A 14,829-nucleotide genomic window follows, 5' to 3' on the forward strand; every position below is an offset into this window, starting at 1 on the left:
GGGGGGGGCCGGCGGGGGGGCCCCCCCCCCGCCGGTAACGACACGTTGCCGTTGAACCCTCCCCGCCGTCGGGAGGAAGATCCGTGGTCACTTCCCGGTGAACTGTGCCTTGCCCGGTCCGTTGGCGATGAACGAATCCATACCGATCTTGCGATCGTCGGTGGCAAAGAGCGACGCGAACTGCTGTTCCTCGATCTTCAAACCGGTCTCCAGGTCGACGCCGAGTCCCTGGTCGACCGACTTCTTTGCTGCAGCCAGCGCCAAGCTCGCGGCGTTGCGGAACTGCCCGGCCCATGCGAGTGCGGCGTTGTAGACCTCGTCGGGTGCGACGACCTCGTCGACCAGACCGATCCTCAGCGCTTCCTCCGCCCCGACGAAGCGGCCCGTGAAGATCATGTCCTTGGCCTTGGCGGGGCCGACGAGACGCGCCAGCCGCTGAGTGCCGCCGCCTCCGGGAATCACACCGAGCAACGCCTCGGGCACGCCGAGCTTGGCATTGTCGCCCGCGATACGACGGTCGGCGCCGAGCGCCACCTCGAGTCCGCCACCGAGTGCGTATCCGGTGATCGCGGCGACGGTCGGCTTGGGGATCTCGGAGATCGATCCGAGCGCACGCTGCAGGCGACCGGCCACCTTCGACATCTCGGCGAACGTCATGTCGGTCATCTCTTTGATGTCGGCGCCTGCCGCCAGTACCTTGGGTCCGCCGTAGACGACGACGGCCTTGATGTCGGAACGGTCGGTCGCCTCGCGCGCCGCCGCCTCCAACTCGGTCTGGACCTGCCGGTTCAGCGCGTTCATCGGCGGACGGTTGAGCAGGATCGTTCCCACTCCTGGATGGTCGTCAGAGGTCTTGAGAGTCACGAACTCAGGCATGTGTCGAAGGCTACCGTCCAGCGACGCCCAGCCGTGATGTGGGCCACCGCAGACACCCGACGACATACAGTTGGTTCATGGCATCTTCGCCGTCCTCGAAGTCGTCGGCCGGCGAACCCGTCGAACTGTCCGTCGGTGAACGGACGATCCGACTCTCGAGTCCAGACCGGATCTACTTCTCTGAGCGCGGCGAGACCAAACGCGACCTCGCCGACTACTACATGTCGGTCGGCGACGGCATCGTGCGGGCGCTGCGCAACCGGCCGTGCATGTTGCACAGATTTCCCAAGGGGGTCGACGGCAAGAAGGTCCACCAGAAGCGCGTGCCCGCGGGCGCCCCGGACTGGCTGAAGACCACTGAGATCTACTTTCCGCGCTTCGGTCGTACCGCCGACGAGCTCTGTGTGACCGAACTGGGCAGCGTCATCTGGGCGGTGCAGATGTCGACGGTCGAGTTCCATCCGTGGAACTCGCGCTGCTCGGATCCCGAGCTGCCCGATGAATGGCGCATCGACCTCGACCCGATGCCAGAGTGCACCTTTGATCGCGTGCAGCGGGTCGCGCACGTCGCGCACGAGGTGCTCGACGAACTCGGTGTGCGCGGCTTCCCCAAGACGTCCGGCGGACGCGGCATGCACATCTACGTACGAATCCAACCTGAGTGGAGCTTCAACCAATTACGCCGCGCCGCATTGGCTTTCGCGCGCGAGGTGGAGCGTCGAGCACCTGACGAGGTCACCACGACATGGTGGCGTAAGGACCGCGACCCCGCCGCTCTGTTCGTCGACTACAACCAGAACACGCGTGACCACACGATGGCCGCGGCGTACTCGGTACGAGGCAATCCGCGCGCAACGGTCTCGGCGCCGATCCTGTGGTCGGAGGTAGACGCCGTCGCGCCCGACGACTTCACCATCGTGACAATGCCCGCGCGCTTCGCCGAACTCGGCGACCTGCACGCGGAGATCGACGACGTCGCCTACCGCATCGACACCCTGCTGGAGTGGGCCGACCGAGACGAGGCCGATCGAGGAGAGACCGATCGAGCGGGGACCGGCACCGACGACCCGGACGTCGTCGACCTCGACCGCTGAAGACCCGCACGCAGCGGGTTCAGGCAGGGGCCCTCAGAGCGTGATGTCAGGGATGGGCTGGTCGGCGAGCGTCGCCATGTATGCGTCGGAACCGGAGAAGCTCAAGCCGCTCAGCCCATGCCCAGCGCTCACCTCCGGTTCGATCGCCTCGATCGTGCGCTCGGCGGCCAGCAGCTCGTCGACGGTGTCGAACCGGGCGACCTCGGTCAGCTGAGACCAGGTCGGCGGCAGGAGGAAGTGCTTGCCCTCAGACCAGGCCGCGAGAGCGTCGGCCGCGCCGGCCCACCGCGCGACGTCGGCCTCCGACGTCGCGTCGTCGGCAATCTGCCCCTCGGGCATGGCCGCGAGGAAGAAGCGGGTGTCGTAACGTCGCTTCTCGTTCTTCGGCGTGATCCAGTGCGCGAGCGGACGCAATAGGTCGGCGCGCAGCGTGAGGTCGTGGGCGCGGAGGAACTCGGCAAACGAGATCGTCTTGTCGACCAGCTTGCCGCGTTCGTCGCGCAGCGTCGCCGGGTCGGCGAACGACCCATCGGGCCGCGACGCGAGCAGCACACCGCACTCCTCGAACGTCTCGCGAACCGCAGCACAGACGAGGGCCTGGGCGAGCTCTTCCGTGGTGCCCAACTGCTGTGCCCACCAGGCCGCGTCGGGGCCGGTCCACGCGAGATCGGCGTCGGCATCACGCGGGTCGACGCCGCCACCGGGAAAGACCGTCATCCCACCGGCGAACGCCATCTGCTTGACCCGACGCTGCAGAAAGACCTCGATGCCGCCGTCAGCGTCGCGCGCCAGCACGACCGTCGCGGCGTCGCGCAACGGCGCGACCGTCTCCGCATGGGCTGTCGCGGCGTCTGTATCGGTCATGTCGATCTCCTGCTCTGTGCCGACTGGTATGTGGGCCGACCGGTATGGGCCGACCGGGTATGGCCAACTCCTACGTGGGCCACCACCTGTGGTCCGCGTCACCGAATCGACACTATCGCTGCTACCCGGCGGCCCGTCGATGGGATCCGGCACGACGCGAACGACGCGCGAAGAAGCGGGAGCCGTCCTTGGTCAGCGTGATCTGCTGACGGAAGGTGTCGGAGAGGTTCTTGCTCGTCAGCACGTCGCCGAGGAGGCCCTGCGCGACGACGCCGCCTTCGGAGAGCAGCATCGCGTGGGTGAAGCCGGGCGGAATCTCCTCGACGTGGTGGGTGATGAGCACGGTGGCGGGCGCGTCGGGGTCCTGCGCGAGAATCGACAGCCGGTCGACGAGTTCCTCACGACCGCCGAGGTCGAGGCCCGCGGCGGGCTCGTCGAGGAGCAGCAGCTCGGGGTCGGTCATCAACGCGCGAGCAATCAGCACTCGCTTACGCTCGCCCTCCGACAGCGTGCCGAATCTCCGGTCGGCGAGATGCTCAGCGCCCATCGACTCCAGCGATTCGACGGCCTGCGCGCGATCGACGTCGTCGTAGTCCTCACGCCACCGACCGATCACCGAATAGCCCGCCGAGATCACGACGTCGCTGACGACCTCGTCGTCGGGAACCCTATCCGCGAGGCCGGGACTGCTCACTCCGATGCGCGTCGACAACTCGCGCACCTCGACTCGGCCGAGCTCCTCGTTGAGCAGATACGCGGTGCCCGACGTCGGATGCAGTTCGGCGGCGGCCATGCGCAACAACGACGTCTTGCCCGCACCGTTGGGGCCGATGATCACCCAACGCTCGTCGAGCTCGACCTGCCACGTGATCGGCCCGACAAGCGTCTTGCCACCGCGCACGAGTGTGACGTCACGAAAATCGACGAGCAGGTCCGGGTCCGAGGATGCAGTGTCACTCACCCGTCCCATCGTGCCCTACCGGGCGGCCTCCCGGATGCCCGGACGCGACACTTCGCATCGACGTTTTTGTCGACGTGTTCGCCCACACCGAAACGGCCCCGGAACGGGAATACCTTCGACGCCGCGCTCCTTGCCCTAGGTATGCCCGTTGATCTCTCCATCCTCGATCTCGCCCAGGTCGGTCGCAACGAAACCGTCGCCCAATCCCTGGCCGCCTCAACAGAAATGGCCACCAAAGCCGAGCTCTGGGGCTACCGGCGAATCTGGTACGCAGAACACCACAACATGCGCTCGATAGCGTCGTCGGCACCTGCCGTTCTCATCGCACATGTCGCGGCACACACCTCGACAATCCGCCTCGGCGCAGGGGGCGTGATGCTCCCCAACCACGCGCCGCTGACGATCGCCGAGCAGTACGGCACCCTTGCCGAACTACACCCCGGCCGCATCGATCTGGGTCTCGGTCGAGCCCCCGGCAGCGACCAGCAGACCTTCACCGCGCTGCGTCGTGACATGGCGTCGGCCGACCGCTTCCCATCCGACGTCCTCGAACTCCAGGGCTATCTGCGCGGCGAATCGCGCATTCCAGGAGTCGGCGCGACACCCGGTGCAGGCACCGACGTCCCGCTCTACATCCTCGGTTCGTCGTTGTTCGGTGCACAACTCGCTGCCGCGCTCGGAGTGCCCTATGCCTTCGCGTCGCACTTCGCTCCGCAGGCACTCGAAGAAGCCGTCGCGCTCTACCGTGACCAATTCCAGCCATCCGAGGCACTCGCCGAACCGTATGTCATCGCGGGCGTCTGCGTGATCGCCGACGACGATCCGGATGTCGCTGCAGCGCAGCTCCGCCAGGCCAAGCGCCAACGAGTGACCGCACTCCTCGGTCGCGGTGGCCGGCAGTTCACCGACGACGAAGCCGACGCGATCCTCGAGATGCCACAGGGCGGGCAGATCGACTCGATGCTGACCTATGCGGGCGTCGGCACCCCCGCGGAGGTCCGCGACTATCTCGACTGGTTCGCCGGGCACGCCAACGCCGACGAACTCATCGTCGCGTCGATCGCTCCCGACCGCGACGTGTGGCTGAGCACGCTCGGTCACCTCGCTCCCGCGGTGCAGCCCTCCACGCAGCCGGTGTGATCGATCGAGCGTTTTGGTCATACACACCGTCGTTCTATGTATGATCAACCTCATCACGCCGAGGCCGAGTCGGGCCCGGCAGGCGATGAGGAGTCAGGATGTCCGACCTCAAGGTCCGCAGAGTCAAGTTCGACCTCGCCGGCGACGACATCCCGTTCAACTGGCACCCACAGCGACCCGCCTTCGCGATGCAGTGCAACGTCGTGTCGTTCTTCGCGCCCGGCTTCGAGAAGCTGATAGTGCAGTCGACACGCGAAGCGCTGCCGCTGATGCGCGATCCGGAGATGGTCGACGAAGCAACCGACTACATCAAGCAGGAGGGCCAGCACACGGCGGCGCACCTGGCCCACCTGCGAGCCCTCATCCGTCGGTGGCCCGGACTCAAACACACGATGGACGAGGTCGTCGCCTCCTACGACCGGTTGCTCGCGACAAAGCCACTCGCCTGGCGTCTGGCCTACGCCGCGGTGGTCGAGGCGACCTTCACGCCCTACTTCCGCGTGTTCCTCGACCACGACGACAAGCTGTTCGAACCCGGTGATGAGCGCATTTCCTCCCTCTTCATTTGGCACTTCGTCGAGGAGATGGAGCATCGGAGCTCGGCACTGAGGGTGTACGACGCCGTCCACGACAGTTATCCCTACCGGCTCAAGACCATCGCGGGAGTGGTCAAGCACTTGAACGAGATGCTGAAGATCGTCGGCGACGGCTTTCGTGAGCACGTACCTGTCGGTGAGGGCGGCGAGTTCGCCGACCTGGTCCCGGCAGGGGTCACGTTACGGTCGATGGCCGCCGTGTGGCGGTTCAATCGGACACACGCGGAGTACGACACGACCTACGCCGAGGTACCGCTGCGCGAGATGATCGAGATGTTCGTCGGACTCGTGCGGTCACAGGCACCCGACCACGATCCTCTCTACGAGCGACTCCCCGACTTCGCAGCTCGCTGGTTTCGACGCTACGACGAGGACCCACGAGCGGCCGCGCGCTGGTACTCGGTCGGCGTCGGCGAGATCGCCAAGCGCGTGCCCGACGGCCAGGGCAACGCCGTCGACGCGGCGTCCACGGCGTGAACCGCCCTTAACGGCGCGGTTCGAGTAGCGCGAAATCCGCGAAGTCGAACCCCGGCGCGACGACGCAACTGACGAGCGACGCCTCGTCGCCGACTGCACGCGCGCGTTGCCAATGCCCAGGCGGGACAAGGGCTTGCGGACGCTGCCCCGAGCCCACGTCGGGGCCGACGACCCGGTCTCGACGTCGTTCGGCTCCTCCCCTTCACCGCCGAGGTCGAGTTCCACCGGGGCCCCGCGATGGAAGAGCCACATCTCCGCACCGCGCACCGTATGCCACGACGACTGCTCGCCCGGAAGCAACACGAAGTAGATCGCAGTCGCAGCCACGCGGGTGCCCTCATATCCGAAAAGCAGTGCTTCACAAGGAATCTCGACGCCGCTACGCCAGGTCTCGCGATACCAACCACCCTCGGGGTGGGGCTGCAGGTCCAGTGAACGTGCCCACTCGGGTAGTCGTGACGCCTCGCTCACTTGTCGACCACCTCCGCAATCACGGTGACGGACCCGGGCGCGATCTCGGTGAAACCTGCGTCGCGCACGGCGACGGCCCGCTGCTGAGCATCGGCGGCGAGCAGTCTCTTCCACCGATCTCGATCGGCGAGGCACACCGACAGTGGACACCCGGCGTCACGCCATGCACGAGCCGACGGCTCGTTGAGAAGCTTGACGGCGAGCATCGCCCCGTGGCCGACCTGCGCTGCGAGCTTGCCGACGGTCATCTCGAGGTCGGGATTCACCCAGAGACATACGCCCGCTCCAACAGGCGTCGACGGCAACGACCCGTCGACGTCGGTGCCGCCGATCTGCAGACGAGAGATACGACGGTCGACGTCGCCGACCCGTCCGGGAACGAACGCCCGCGCCTGGGCGTCACCCTCAGTGGCCGTGACACCCCACACCTCTTGTGCCGCAAGCCAATGCGTCCCTCGTGCACGGCGAGCAATCTTGCGGATGCGCGCATCGCACCACGCCGTCATCGGCTCAGACCACGGGCCGTCTGCACCGGATCGGTCATCGAGACAGAGCAACGCGACCGACCGCGCTGCCGCGGTGAGCAACTCGGTGCGGTCGGGCGGGTCGGACTTCTCGATCCGCAACACCATCTGCATCGCGAGCACGTCGGCGGGGTCAACGGGATCATCGGCGCCGCCGACATAGTCGACGAGACGTCGATAGGCCTCGTCGAGGGGATCGACGCCGGACTCCGCAGACGTCATGGCGACGGGACGCGCCGCAACGTTCCGTCCGCGGCGTCGGCGGCCTCGATCTCATCGCGGGTCACGCCGAGGATGAACAGCACCGCATCGAGGAACGGGTGGTTGAGCGCGGCGTCGGCGACCTCACGAAGCGCGGGTTTGGCGTTGAAGGCGATCCCGAGGCCCGCGACCGAGAGCATGTCGATGTCGTTGGCCCCGTCGCCGACGGCGATCGTCTGTTCCATCGGCACGCCGACCTGGTCGGCGAACGCGCGCAGCGCACGCGCTTTACCGGGCCGGTCGATGATTTCTCCGATGACCCGACCTGTCAGGCGGCCGTCGACGACTTCGAGGGTGTTGGCACGGACGAAGTCGAGTTCGAGGTCGTGCGCGAGACCGTCGATCACCTGTCGGAACCCACCGGACACCACACCACAGCGGTATCCGAGGCGGTGCAGCGTGCGGATCGTGGTGCGCGCGCCAGGAGTCAGTTGCAGCGATCCGGCAACCTCGTCGAGAACCCGCGCATCGAGACCCTCGAGCGCCGCGACGCGTTCACGGAGCGATTCGGCGAAGTCGAGTTCGCCACGCATCGCGGCCTCGGTCACCGCGGCGACCTCGGCCTCGCGACCCGCGTGTGCGGCGAGCATCTCGATGACCTCGCCCTGGATGAGCGTCGAGTCGACGTCGAAGACCACTAGCCGCTTGGCGCGGCGTGCGAGTCCGCCCCGCTCGATCGCGATGTCGACCCCGTGCTTGGCCGCCACGCCTGCCAGACCCTTGCGGAGGTCGGCGTCGGCTGCGACGCTGTTGCGTCCACCGACGCTGACCATCAATTCGAGTCCGGTCACCGGGTAGTCGGCGACGCCCCGGATCGAGTCGATGTTGCCGCCCTGGCCTGCCAGTTCGGCTGCGACCGCGCGGAAAGCCTTGGCCGTCACCGGACTGCCGAGCAACACCACCGCGTGAGTCGACGGACGGTGGCCGGCAGGCGTGCCGCCGACCTCGACGATCACGTCCATGCCGATCGACCCCATCGCCTGCTCGACGATGTCCTGAACTTCTTCGGGGTCGGTGTCGACCGAGACCATCACGCCGAGGGTCAGGCGGTCGTTGATGACGACCTGCTCGACGTCGAGCAGGCTCACCTGCTGCGCCGCGAGTGCGCCCATGAGGACCGAGGTGACGCCCGGCTTGTCCGGGCCGGTGACCGTGATCAGGACCGGTGTGGATTGCTCCATCGAGGCGATGTGAGGACCGCGATCAGCGGTCGCGGTCGCCGGATGCCTCGTGGCTGCCGGTGGTCAGCGGATCGCGACGCACATCCTCGGCCACCCTGCTCTCATGCCCGTGGCCGCCACCGACGTGCGCTTCTTCACGCATTCGATCGACCATGTGCGGGTAGTGCAGTTCGAACGCAGGACGCTCGGAGCGAATGCGGGGAAGCTCGGTGAAGTTGTGGCGCGGCGGCGGGCAACTGGTCGCCCACTCGAGCGAGTTGCCGAAGCCCCACGGATCGTCGACGGTCACGACCTCGCCGTAGCGGTAGCTCTTGAAGACGTTCCACAAGAACGGCAGCGTCGACAAACCAAGGATGAACGCACCGACAGTCGAGATCTCGTTCAGGCGGGTGAATCCATCGGACGGGAGGTAGTCGGCGTAGCGGCGCGGCATGCCCTCGTTGCCCAGCCAGTGCTGGACCAAGAAGGTTGTGTGGAAACCGATGAAGGTCAGCCAGAAGTGCCACTTGCCCAGGCGCTCGTCGAGCATGCGTCCGGTCATCTTGGGGAACCAGAAGTAGATTCCCGCGTAGGTGGCGAACACGATCGTGCCGAACAACACGTAGTGGAAGTGCGCGACGACGAAGTAGCTGTCGGAGAGGTGGAAGTCCAGCGGCGGGCTGGCCAGCAGGACGCCGGTGAGACCACCGAAGAGGAACGTCACGATGAAGCCGACAGAGAAGAGCATCGGCGTCTCGAACGTGATGTTTCCCTTCCACATCGTGCCTATCCAGTTGAAGAACTTCACACCGGTCGGCACCGCGATCAGGAACGTCATGAAGGAGAAGAACGGCAGCAGAACCGCGCCCGTCACGTACATGTGGTGCGCCCACACAGCCACCGACAGTGCAGCGATGGCCAGCGTTGCGTACACCAGACCGGAGTAACCGAAGATCGGCTTACGGCTGAAGACAGGGAACACCTCCGACACGATGCCGAAGAACGGCAGCGCGATGACATACACCTCGGGGTGTCCGAAGAACCAGAAGAGGTGCTGCCAGAGGATCACACCACCGTTGGCGGGGTCGTAGAGATGCGCGCCGAACTGTCGATCGACCTCGAGGCCGAGCAGCGCAGCGGTCAGCAGCGGGAAGATCAGCAGGATCAGGACGCTGGTCACCAGGATGTTCCAGGTGAAGATCGGCATGCGGAACATCGTCATGCCGGGGGCACGCAGACAGACGACGGTCGTGACCATGTTGACCGCACCGAGGATGGTGCCGAGACCCGACACGCCGAGACCCATGATCCACAGGTCGGCGCCGACGCCGGGCGAGTGCACCGCGTCGGTCAGCGGCGTGTAGGCGGTCCAGCCGAAGTCGGCGGCACCGCCGGGGGTCAGGAAGCCACCGATCGCGACGGTCGACCCGAACACGAACAGCCAGAAGCCGAACGCGTTCAGACGCGGGAACGCGACGTCGGGCGAACCGATCTGCAGCGGAAGGACGAAGTTGGCGAAGCCGATGACGATCGGTGTCGCGTACATCAGGAGCATCACGGTGCCGTGCATCGTGAAGAGCTGGTTGAACTGCTCCGTCGACAGGAACTGCATGCCCGGATGAGCCAACTCGGCGCGCATGAGCAGCGCCATCAGGCCACCGATCAGGAAGAACGCGAAGCAGGCGGTGATGTACATCATGCCGATCAACTTGTGATCGGTCGTGGTGATCAGCTTGTAGATGAAAGAACCCTTGGGCTGATAGCGCGCAGGGTACGGGCGCGCTGGCACAACCTGGGTTGTGGGCTGGTCTACCGCGGTCACAGATCCTCCTCTAACCGACCGTGAGCTCGGGACGGCAACGAACGAAAAACTACCGCTGGCAATGACACACCGAGCGCTGGTTACCGATCGTAGCCCCTTCGCCCCGGCTGGGCCGAGTGGGTCCTACGATCTGTCGTACAAATTCTCCGGTACAGCCGAAAAGGGCATGTCAGTGCCCATATTCGGCCGCCGACACGACGTGTCGCGCGGTCAATTCCAGTCCCTGCAGAGACGTCACGCAAACCTCCACGGTCTGCCACCAAAGACGGCCGCGCGGCGGTGCTAGGTTGATCTGCGTGTCAGGCGGGAAGCAAAGCGCGGTCAGTAGAGGTCGCACGCGCAAGGTCAGCGTCCACCTCGGCGCCCTCGTCATCGCGGGTGCGCTCGCGATGGGCTTGTCGGGATGCTCCGACGACAACACGGCCTTGACCACGCCCGACGGCAAGACCATCAGCACCTCGACGACGCGCATCGCCGACGTCAACGTGGTCTCACCCGACCGCGATTACAGCAAGACCTGCCTCGCTCCGACGGCGTCGGATGAACCCCAGTCGGACGTCGACCGCATCGTGGTCACCGATCCGTCGCTCCTCGACGCGATTTGCGCACTGGGCATCGGCTCGAAAGTCGTCGCGGTGACGTCTGCGCCCAACAGCATTCCCGCTTACCTCGGTCCACAGCTGACGTCGGTACCCACGATCGGCACCTCGCCCGACGCCGCGGCCATCGGCGCCGCAGCACCCGACGTCGTACTGACCACGCCCGACACCGCGACGGCCGCCAAGGCATTCGGGTCCACCAGGGTGGCCACCATCGAGTCGGGCGACTGGCGCACACAGTTCACCGAGGTCGCCGACGCACTCGACAGGGCGTCGCAGGGACCGCGCCTGCTCGACGAGTTCGACACGGAAGCACGCAAGACCGGCAAACGTATGGACGCCGCCCACTCCCAGGTGTCGTTGGTCCGATTCGGCAACAACTCCGAAGTGATCGCGGGAACCGACAGCTTCGCGGGTCAGATCCTCTCGACCGTCGGGGTGCAGCGGCCGGCGTCACAACGCTCTGCAGGCACCACCGTCGTCACCGACAAGAACTTCAAGGACGCCGACGCCGATCTGATCTATGTTTCCTTCGAGGGTTCGGCAGGTCTCGCACACGGCAAAGAGGTCCTCCTCAGCGACCGCTGGCTGGATATGGGTGCGCCGACCTGGAAACGGGTCCTCATCGTGGACGACGACGTGTGGTATCGCACTTCGGGACTTGCCGCCGCGTGGCTAGTGCTGAACGACGTGAAAGGTTCACTCAATGGCAACTCCGGAAGCTACTGACTCCTCACCCGACGCTCTGGCCGCCAAGGCGCAGGCTCTGCTCGCGCTGCACCAACCCGGCAGTCCCGTCGTGCTTCCCACCGTCTGGGACGCGTGGTCGGCGACGATCGCCGCCGACGCGGGATTCTCCGGCCTGACCGTGGGCAGTCATCCCGTCGCCGACTCGATCGGCAAGTCCGACAACGAGGGTATGACGTTCGACGACCTCCTGACCCGAGTCCAGCAGATCACCGGGGCCACTGCCCTCCCGGTGTCGGTCGACGTCGAATCGGGGTATGGCGAAAGCGCGTCCCGGCTGATCGAGGGGCTGCTCTCGGTGGGCGCCGTCGGGCTCAACATCGAGGACACCGTGCACTCCGAAGGTGGGCGTCTGCGCAGCGCCTCCGAGCACGCCGCGCTCATCGGGGAGTTGCGGGCGGCCTCCGTCGCCGCCGGAGTTCCCGTGGTGATCAACGCCCGCACCGACCTGTTCCTCCGCGCCGATGGCGACGAGTCCGACCGCGTCGAACGCGCAGTGGCACGCCTGCAACTGTGCGCCGACGCCGGCGCGAGTTGTTTGTATCCCGTCGGCCGCCACACCGACGACGTCTACCGCACGCTCACCGCCGAACTCCCGCTTCCGGTCAACGCGATCGGTAACCCGGCAGCCGATTCCGGACGGGCGCACTTCGCCGAGCTCGGCGTCGGACGCATCAGTTTCGGGCCATTCTGGCAGGCCAACCTCGCCGAACGCGCCGTCGAACTGTTGCACGCGTGGCAGTGAACGCCGCGCTCGCATTCCCGACCGAGATCGACCCAGACTGATCGCAAGTGTTCCCGCCGGTGGGCAGCGTCGACAAGGGTCGACCCATGACTGTCACCGACGAGTACCTGGCCAACAACGACGCCTACGCCGCAACGTTCAGCGGCCCGCTGCCCCTGCCGCCGAGCAAGCATGTCGCCGTCGTCGCGTGCATGGACGCACGCCTCGACGTCTACCGCGCGCTCGGCATCAACGAGGGTGAGGCACACGTCATCCGCAACGCGGGAGGCGTCGTCACCGACGACGAGATCCGTTCGCTGACCATCAGTCAGCGGCTGCTCGGTACCACCGAGATCATCCTCATCCACCACACCGACTGCGGCATGCTGACGTTCACCGACGACGAGTTCAAACGCGAGATCCAGAATGAGATCGGTCAGAAGCCCGAGTGGGCTGCCGAATCGTTCCCCGACGTCGAGGAGGATGTCCGGCAGTCACTCGCGCGCATCCGGAACAGCCCGTTCATCACCAAGACGAGTTCACTGCGAGGATTCGTCTTCGACGTCGCGACCGGGCGGCTCACAGAGGTGAGCTGACGGCCACTCACGGCCAGCCGGGCGCCGATTCGACGGTCCCGTCATCAATTGCGGCGACCAGTTGGGCGTGGTCCCGCTCGGTCTGATCGGCATACGCCTGGGCGAAACCGACCACGGATTCCTGGGTCTTGTCCGACTTGCCGAAGTACTCGTCGATCGCCCTGGCGTCACCGCTGCGGGCATGGGCACGAGCGAGAACGTGACCGCATGCGGTGGCGAAGGTCGCGAGCCGTGGCGCAACCGATTTGCCGTCTGGAATGACCTTCCCGTCACGGAACTGCCTGACGTAGAAATCCCATTCGCGGATCGTCGACCATCCGAGGAAGCTGTCCGACGCGCTCTGGATCAGCCGTTGCCCGTTGACCACACGCTGTCCGTGATTGGGATACACGCTGGGGCCGAGGAACTTCTCGTACACCGACGGCGCGGCCTGTTTGATCTGGAAGAACAGCGGGTCACCGGTCTGGTGCTCCTCGCTGAGGGTGAGATAGACACGCATTCCGACGCTCCCGACGCCCACCACCTGCTGCACGACGTCGACGAGATCGAAGCGACGCAGCAACGCCGCGATGTTCTCCCGGATCGAGCCGTAGTAGCCCACCAGGACGTCGTTGAGTACATCGTCGATCTGCCCCAGCCCGTGCGTGCGGTACGGCGGGTCCTCGATGATGGTCCGTCTGCCGTCGACGAGGTGGGTGAACTTCTTCGACGCTCCCCTGTTGGTTCGTTTCTCGGCGCGTTTGGTGAGGTACTTGTCCAGCTGTGCCCCCTCGTCCGGTGCCAGGTATCCCACCAGGTCGTCTGCGGAGACCTTTGCCGACCACACGTCGAGGATCGGCCAACTCGCGTAGGTGGCGATCGACTCGCGGTAGCCGGTGAATCCTGCGCGAACCGCCTTGACTGCCGCCTGCTCGTCGATACCGTTGTCACGGGCGAGGACGACAAGACTCGCGACAAAGCGCAGCAGGTCCCATTCGAACGGCCCTGGGAGCGTCTCGTCGAAGTCACGGAGATCAAAGGCCAGTGTCCGCTCGGGCGTGTTCCACATCCCGAAGTTCAGCACGTGGGCGTCGCCACACATCTGGACGTGAATGTCGGTGTTCGGTCGCGACGCGAGATCGGCCGCCATGACGGCGGCGGCTCCCCGGTAATAGGTCCACGGCGACGCCGCCATCCGCCCATGCCGGATGGGGAGCAGTCGTTGATCGCGAATCTCGTTCTGCGACAAGATGGTTTCCAACGCGTCGTGCCCGCGTCTGGACGGGTCCCACTCCCCCAGCGACGTCCTCGGCACCTTCTTGCGCGCCGCCTTACCCTTCGAGCCCTCTGTAGAGGCGTACTCTGTCGGTCCGGCCGCCAGCGCCGCCGACTGCGTTACCGGCCCGCTCGCGGTGGTGGGTTGGGAGGGAAAGTGCGGCGAGTCGGCGCCGGGCGATCCGGACTCCTGCATGGAAGCGTCGGCTGCATCCGTCGGAGAGGTCATGCAACCAGTGTGGCGCGTGAGACGTCACCTCGCGCAGCTTCGACCACTCTCGACCACGCCGTGTCGTGGTCGAGAGTTAATCTCGAACCATGTCCGCCGTTCCAGATGGATGCTCCGACCTGCCCGAAAACCCCGCCGTCTCGAAACCCTGCCATCTCGACCACCCTGCCGTCTCGACCACCCTGCCGCGTCTTCGCCACGCGTCCGCTCCATGCTGATACTGAATGTCGATCACGCCGACAACACGTAGCGCGCCGCAGGCGCCGGGCTGGCACACGCTGTGGCGACCGGGCATCGGTATGGCCATCTGGCTCGACAACGATGCGAACCTGCCGGACGAACTCGGACAATTGTTGGCAGGTAAGCGTTTTCGACGCGACATCGGAATGATCGCAGCGACCGGGCGCCGCGAGCTCGTCGCCGCGATCACGCTG

14 protein-coding genes and 1 pseudogene are annotated in these 14,829 nt (G+C 66.0%); 7 read left to right on the top strand and 8 right to left on the bottom strand.

From position 1 onward, the window contains the following. Positions 1–87: 87 nt before the first annotated feature. Positions 88–876: an enoyl-CoA hydratase/isomerase family protein gene (locus B3T59_RS12305; protein ID WP_287003599.1), complete on the bottom strand. Its 789-nt coding sequence runs from the start codon at positions 874–876 to the stop codon at positions 88–90. Positions 877–953: 77 nt separating this feature from the next. Here B3T59_RS12305 and ligD point away from each other — a divergent pair, with 77 nt between their 5' ends. Beyond that, positions 954–1,970, top strand: a complete 1,017-nt coding sequence (gene ligD, locus B3T59_RS12310) for a non-homologous end-joining DNA ligase (protein WP_064863086.1) — start codon at positions 954–956, stop codon at positions 1,968–1,970. A 33-nt stretch (positions 1,971–2,003) separates the two neighbouring features. Here the strand turns inward: ligD and B3T59_RS12315 are convergent, their stop codons facing one another. Both B3T59_RS12315 and B3T59_RS12320 read right to left on the bottom strand, forming a co-directional pair. Next, positions 2,004–2,834 (bottom strand): NUDIX hydrolase, encoded by an 831-nt coding sequence (locus tag B3T59_RS12315; protein WP_064863087.1) that lies wholly within the window; start codon positions 2,832–2,834, stop codon positions 2,004–2,006. Positions 2,835–2,955: 121 nt separating this feature from the next. Beyond that, positions 2,956–3,804 carry an ABC transporter ATP-binding protein gene (locus tag B3T59_RS12320; RefSeq protein ID WP_064863088.1) on the bottom strand — a complete coding sequence of 283 codons (849 nt, stop codon included), beginning with the start codon at positions 3,802–3,804 and terminating at the stop codon, positions 2,956–2,958. 132 nt (positions 3,805–3,936) lie between these two features. Here B3T59_RS12320 and B3T59_RS12325 point away from each other — a divergent pair, with 132 nt between their 5' ends. Next, positions 3,937–4,935 carry an LLM class flavin-dependent oxidoreductase gene (locus B3T59_RS12325; RefSeq protein WP_064863089.1) on the top strand — a complete coding sequence of 333 codons (999 nt, stop codon included), beginning with the start codon at positions 3,937–3,939 and terminating at the stop codon, positions 4,933–4,935. Between the two features lie 98 nt (positions 4,936–5,033). Beyond that, complete coding sequence (locus tag B3T59_RS12330; protein ID WP_064863090.1) at positions 5,034–6,008, top strand: metal-dependent hydrolase; 975 nt, start codon at positions 5,034–5,036, stop codon at positions 6,006–6,008. Between the two features lie 7 nt (positions 6,009–6,015). On the opposite strand, the pseudogene B3T59_RS12335 reads toward B3T59_RS12330, so the two are convergent. From B3T59_RS12335 to ctaD, 4 genes and pseudogenes are all read right to left on the bottom strand, one after another. Then, a pseudogene (locus B3T59_RS12335) lies at positions 6,016–6,479 on the bottom strand (cupin domain-containing protein). Continuing rightward, positions 6,476–7,225, bottom strand: a complete 750-nt coding sequence (locus B3T59_RS12340) for a peptidyl-tRNA hydrolase (protein ID WP_251723166.1) — start codon at positions 7,223–7,225, stop codon at positions 6,476–6,478. Before B3T59_RS12340 ends, B3T59_RS12335 begins: the two are co-directional and overlap by 4 nt. Next, the gene (gene serB / locus B3T59_RS12345; RefSeq protein WP_287003603.1) at positions 7,222–8,445 is read right to left on the bottom strand and encodes a phosphoserine phosphatase SerB; all 1,224 of its coding nucleotides are present in this window, start codon (positions 8,443–8,445) and stop codon (positions 7,222–7,224) included. The genes B3T59_RS12340 and serB overlap by 4 nt, the downstream gene beginning before the upstream one ends. A gap of 22 nt (positions 8,446–8,467) precedes the next feature. Then, complete coding sequence (gene ctaD, locus B3T59_RS12350) at positions 8,468–10,246, bottom strand: cytochrome c oxidase subunit I (protein ID WP_005205346.1); 1,779 nt, start codon at positions 10,244–10,246, stop codon at positions 8,468–8,470. A 296-nt stretch (positions 10,247–10,542) separates the two neighbouring features. Here ctaD and B3T59_RS12355 point away from each other — a divergent pair, with 296 nt between their 5' ends. From B3T59_RS12355 to B3T59_RS12365, 3 genes are all read left to right on the top strand, one after another. Next, on the top strand, positions 10,543–11,574 hold the full coding sequence (locus B3T59_RS12355) for an ABC transporter substrate-binding protein (protein WP_372495550.1): 1,032 nt from the start codon (positions 10,543–10,545) through the stop codon (positions 11,572–11,574). Beyond that, positions 11,552–12,337 (top strand): isocitrate lyase/PEP mutase family protein, encoded by a 786-nt coding sequence (locus tag B3T59_RS12360; protein ID WP_005206015.1) that lies wholly within the window; start codon positions 11,552–11,554, stop codon positions 12,335–12,337. The genes B3T59_RS12355 and B3T59_RS12360 overlap by 23 nt, the downstream gene beginning before the upstream one ends. An 86-nt stretch (positions 12,338–12,423) precedes the next feature. After that, on the top strand, positions 12,424–12,912 hold the full coding sequence (locus B3T59_RS12365; RefSeq protein ID WP_005206013.1) for a beta-class carbonic anhydrase: 489 nt from the start codon (positions 12,424–12,426) through the stop codon (positions 12,910–12,912). 7 nt (positions 12,913–12,919) lie between these two features. Here the strand turns inward: B3T59_RS12365 and B3T59_RS12370 are convergent, their stop codons facing one another. Continuing rightward, on the bottom strand, positions 12,920–14,395 hold the full coding sequence (locus B3T59_RS12370; protein WP_287003607.1) for a DUF2252 domain-containing protein: 1,476 nt from the start codon (positions 14,393–14,395) through the stop codon (positions 12,920–12,922). Positions 14,396–14,619: 224 nt separating this feature from the next. Here B3T59_RS12370 and B3T59_RS12375 point away from each other — a divergent pair. Further along, on the top strand, positions 14,620–14,829 hold a 210-nt coding region (locus B3T59_RS12375), incomplete at its 3' end, for a hypothetical protein (protein ID WP_287003609.1).

The organism is Gordonia sp. UBA7860 (genome assembly GCF_002500165.1).
GTDB classification, from domain to species: Bacteria; Actinomycetota; Actinomycetes; order Mycobacteriales; family Mycobacteriaceae; genus Gordonia; species Gordonia sputi.

Coding starts and splice junctions, on each gene's coding strand:
- B3T59_RS12305 (WP_287003599.1), bottom strand. CDS start 876: ATGCCTGAGTTCGTGACTCTCAAGACCTCTGACGACCATCCAGGAGTG.
- ligD (WP_064863086.1), top strand. CDS start 954: ATGGCATCTTCGCCGTCCTCGAAGTCGTCGGCCGGCGAACCCGTCGAA.
- B3T59_RS12315 (WP_064863087.1), bottom strand. CDS start 2,834: ATGACCGATACAGACGCCGCGACAGCCCATGCGGAGACGGTCGCGCCG.
- B3T59_RS12320 (WP_064863088.1), bottom strand. CDS start 3,804: ATGGGACGGGTGAGTGACACTGCATCCTCGGACCCGGACCTGCTCGTC.
- B3T59_RS12325 (WP_064863089.1), top strand. CDS start 3,937: ATGCCCGTTGATCTCTCCATCCTCGATCTCGCCCAGGTCGGTCGCAAC.
- B3T59_RS12330 (WP_064863090.1), top strand. CDS start 5,034: ATGTCCGACCTCAAGGTCCGCAGAGTCAAGTTCGACCTCGCCGGCGAC.
- B3T59_RS12340 (WP_251723166.1), bottom strand. CDS start 7,225: ATGACGTCTGCGGAGTCCGGCGTCGATCCCCTCGACGAGGCCTATCGA.
- serB (WP_287003603.1), bottom strand. CDS start 8,445: ATGGAGCAATCCACACCGGTCCTGATCACGGTCACCGGCCCGGACAAG.
- B3T59_RS12360 (WP_005206015.1), top strand. CDS start 11,552: ATGGCAACTCCGGAAGCTACTGACTCCTCACCCGACGCTCTGGCCGCC.
- B3T59_RS12365 (WP_005206013.1), top strand. CDS start 12,424: ATGACTGTCACCGACGAGTACCTGGCCAACAACGACGCCTACGCCGCA.
- B3T59_RS12370 (WP_287003607.1), bottom strand. CDS start 14,395: ATGACCTCTCCGACGGATGCAGCCGACGCTTCCATGCAGGAGTCCGGA.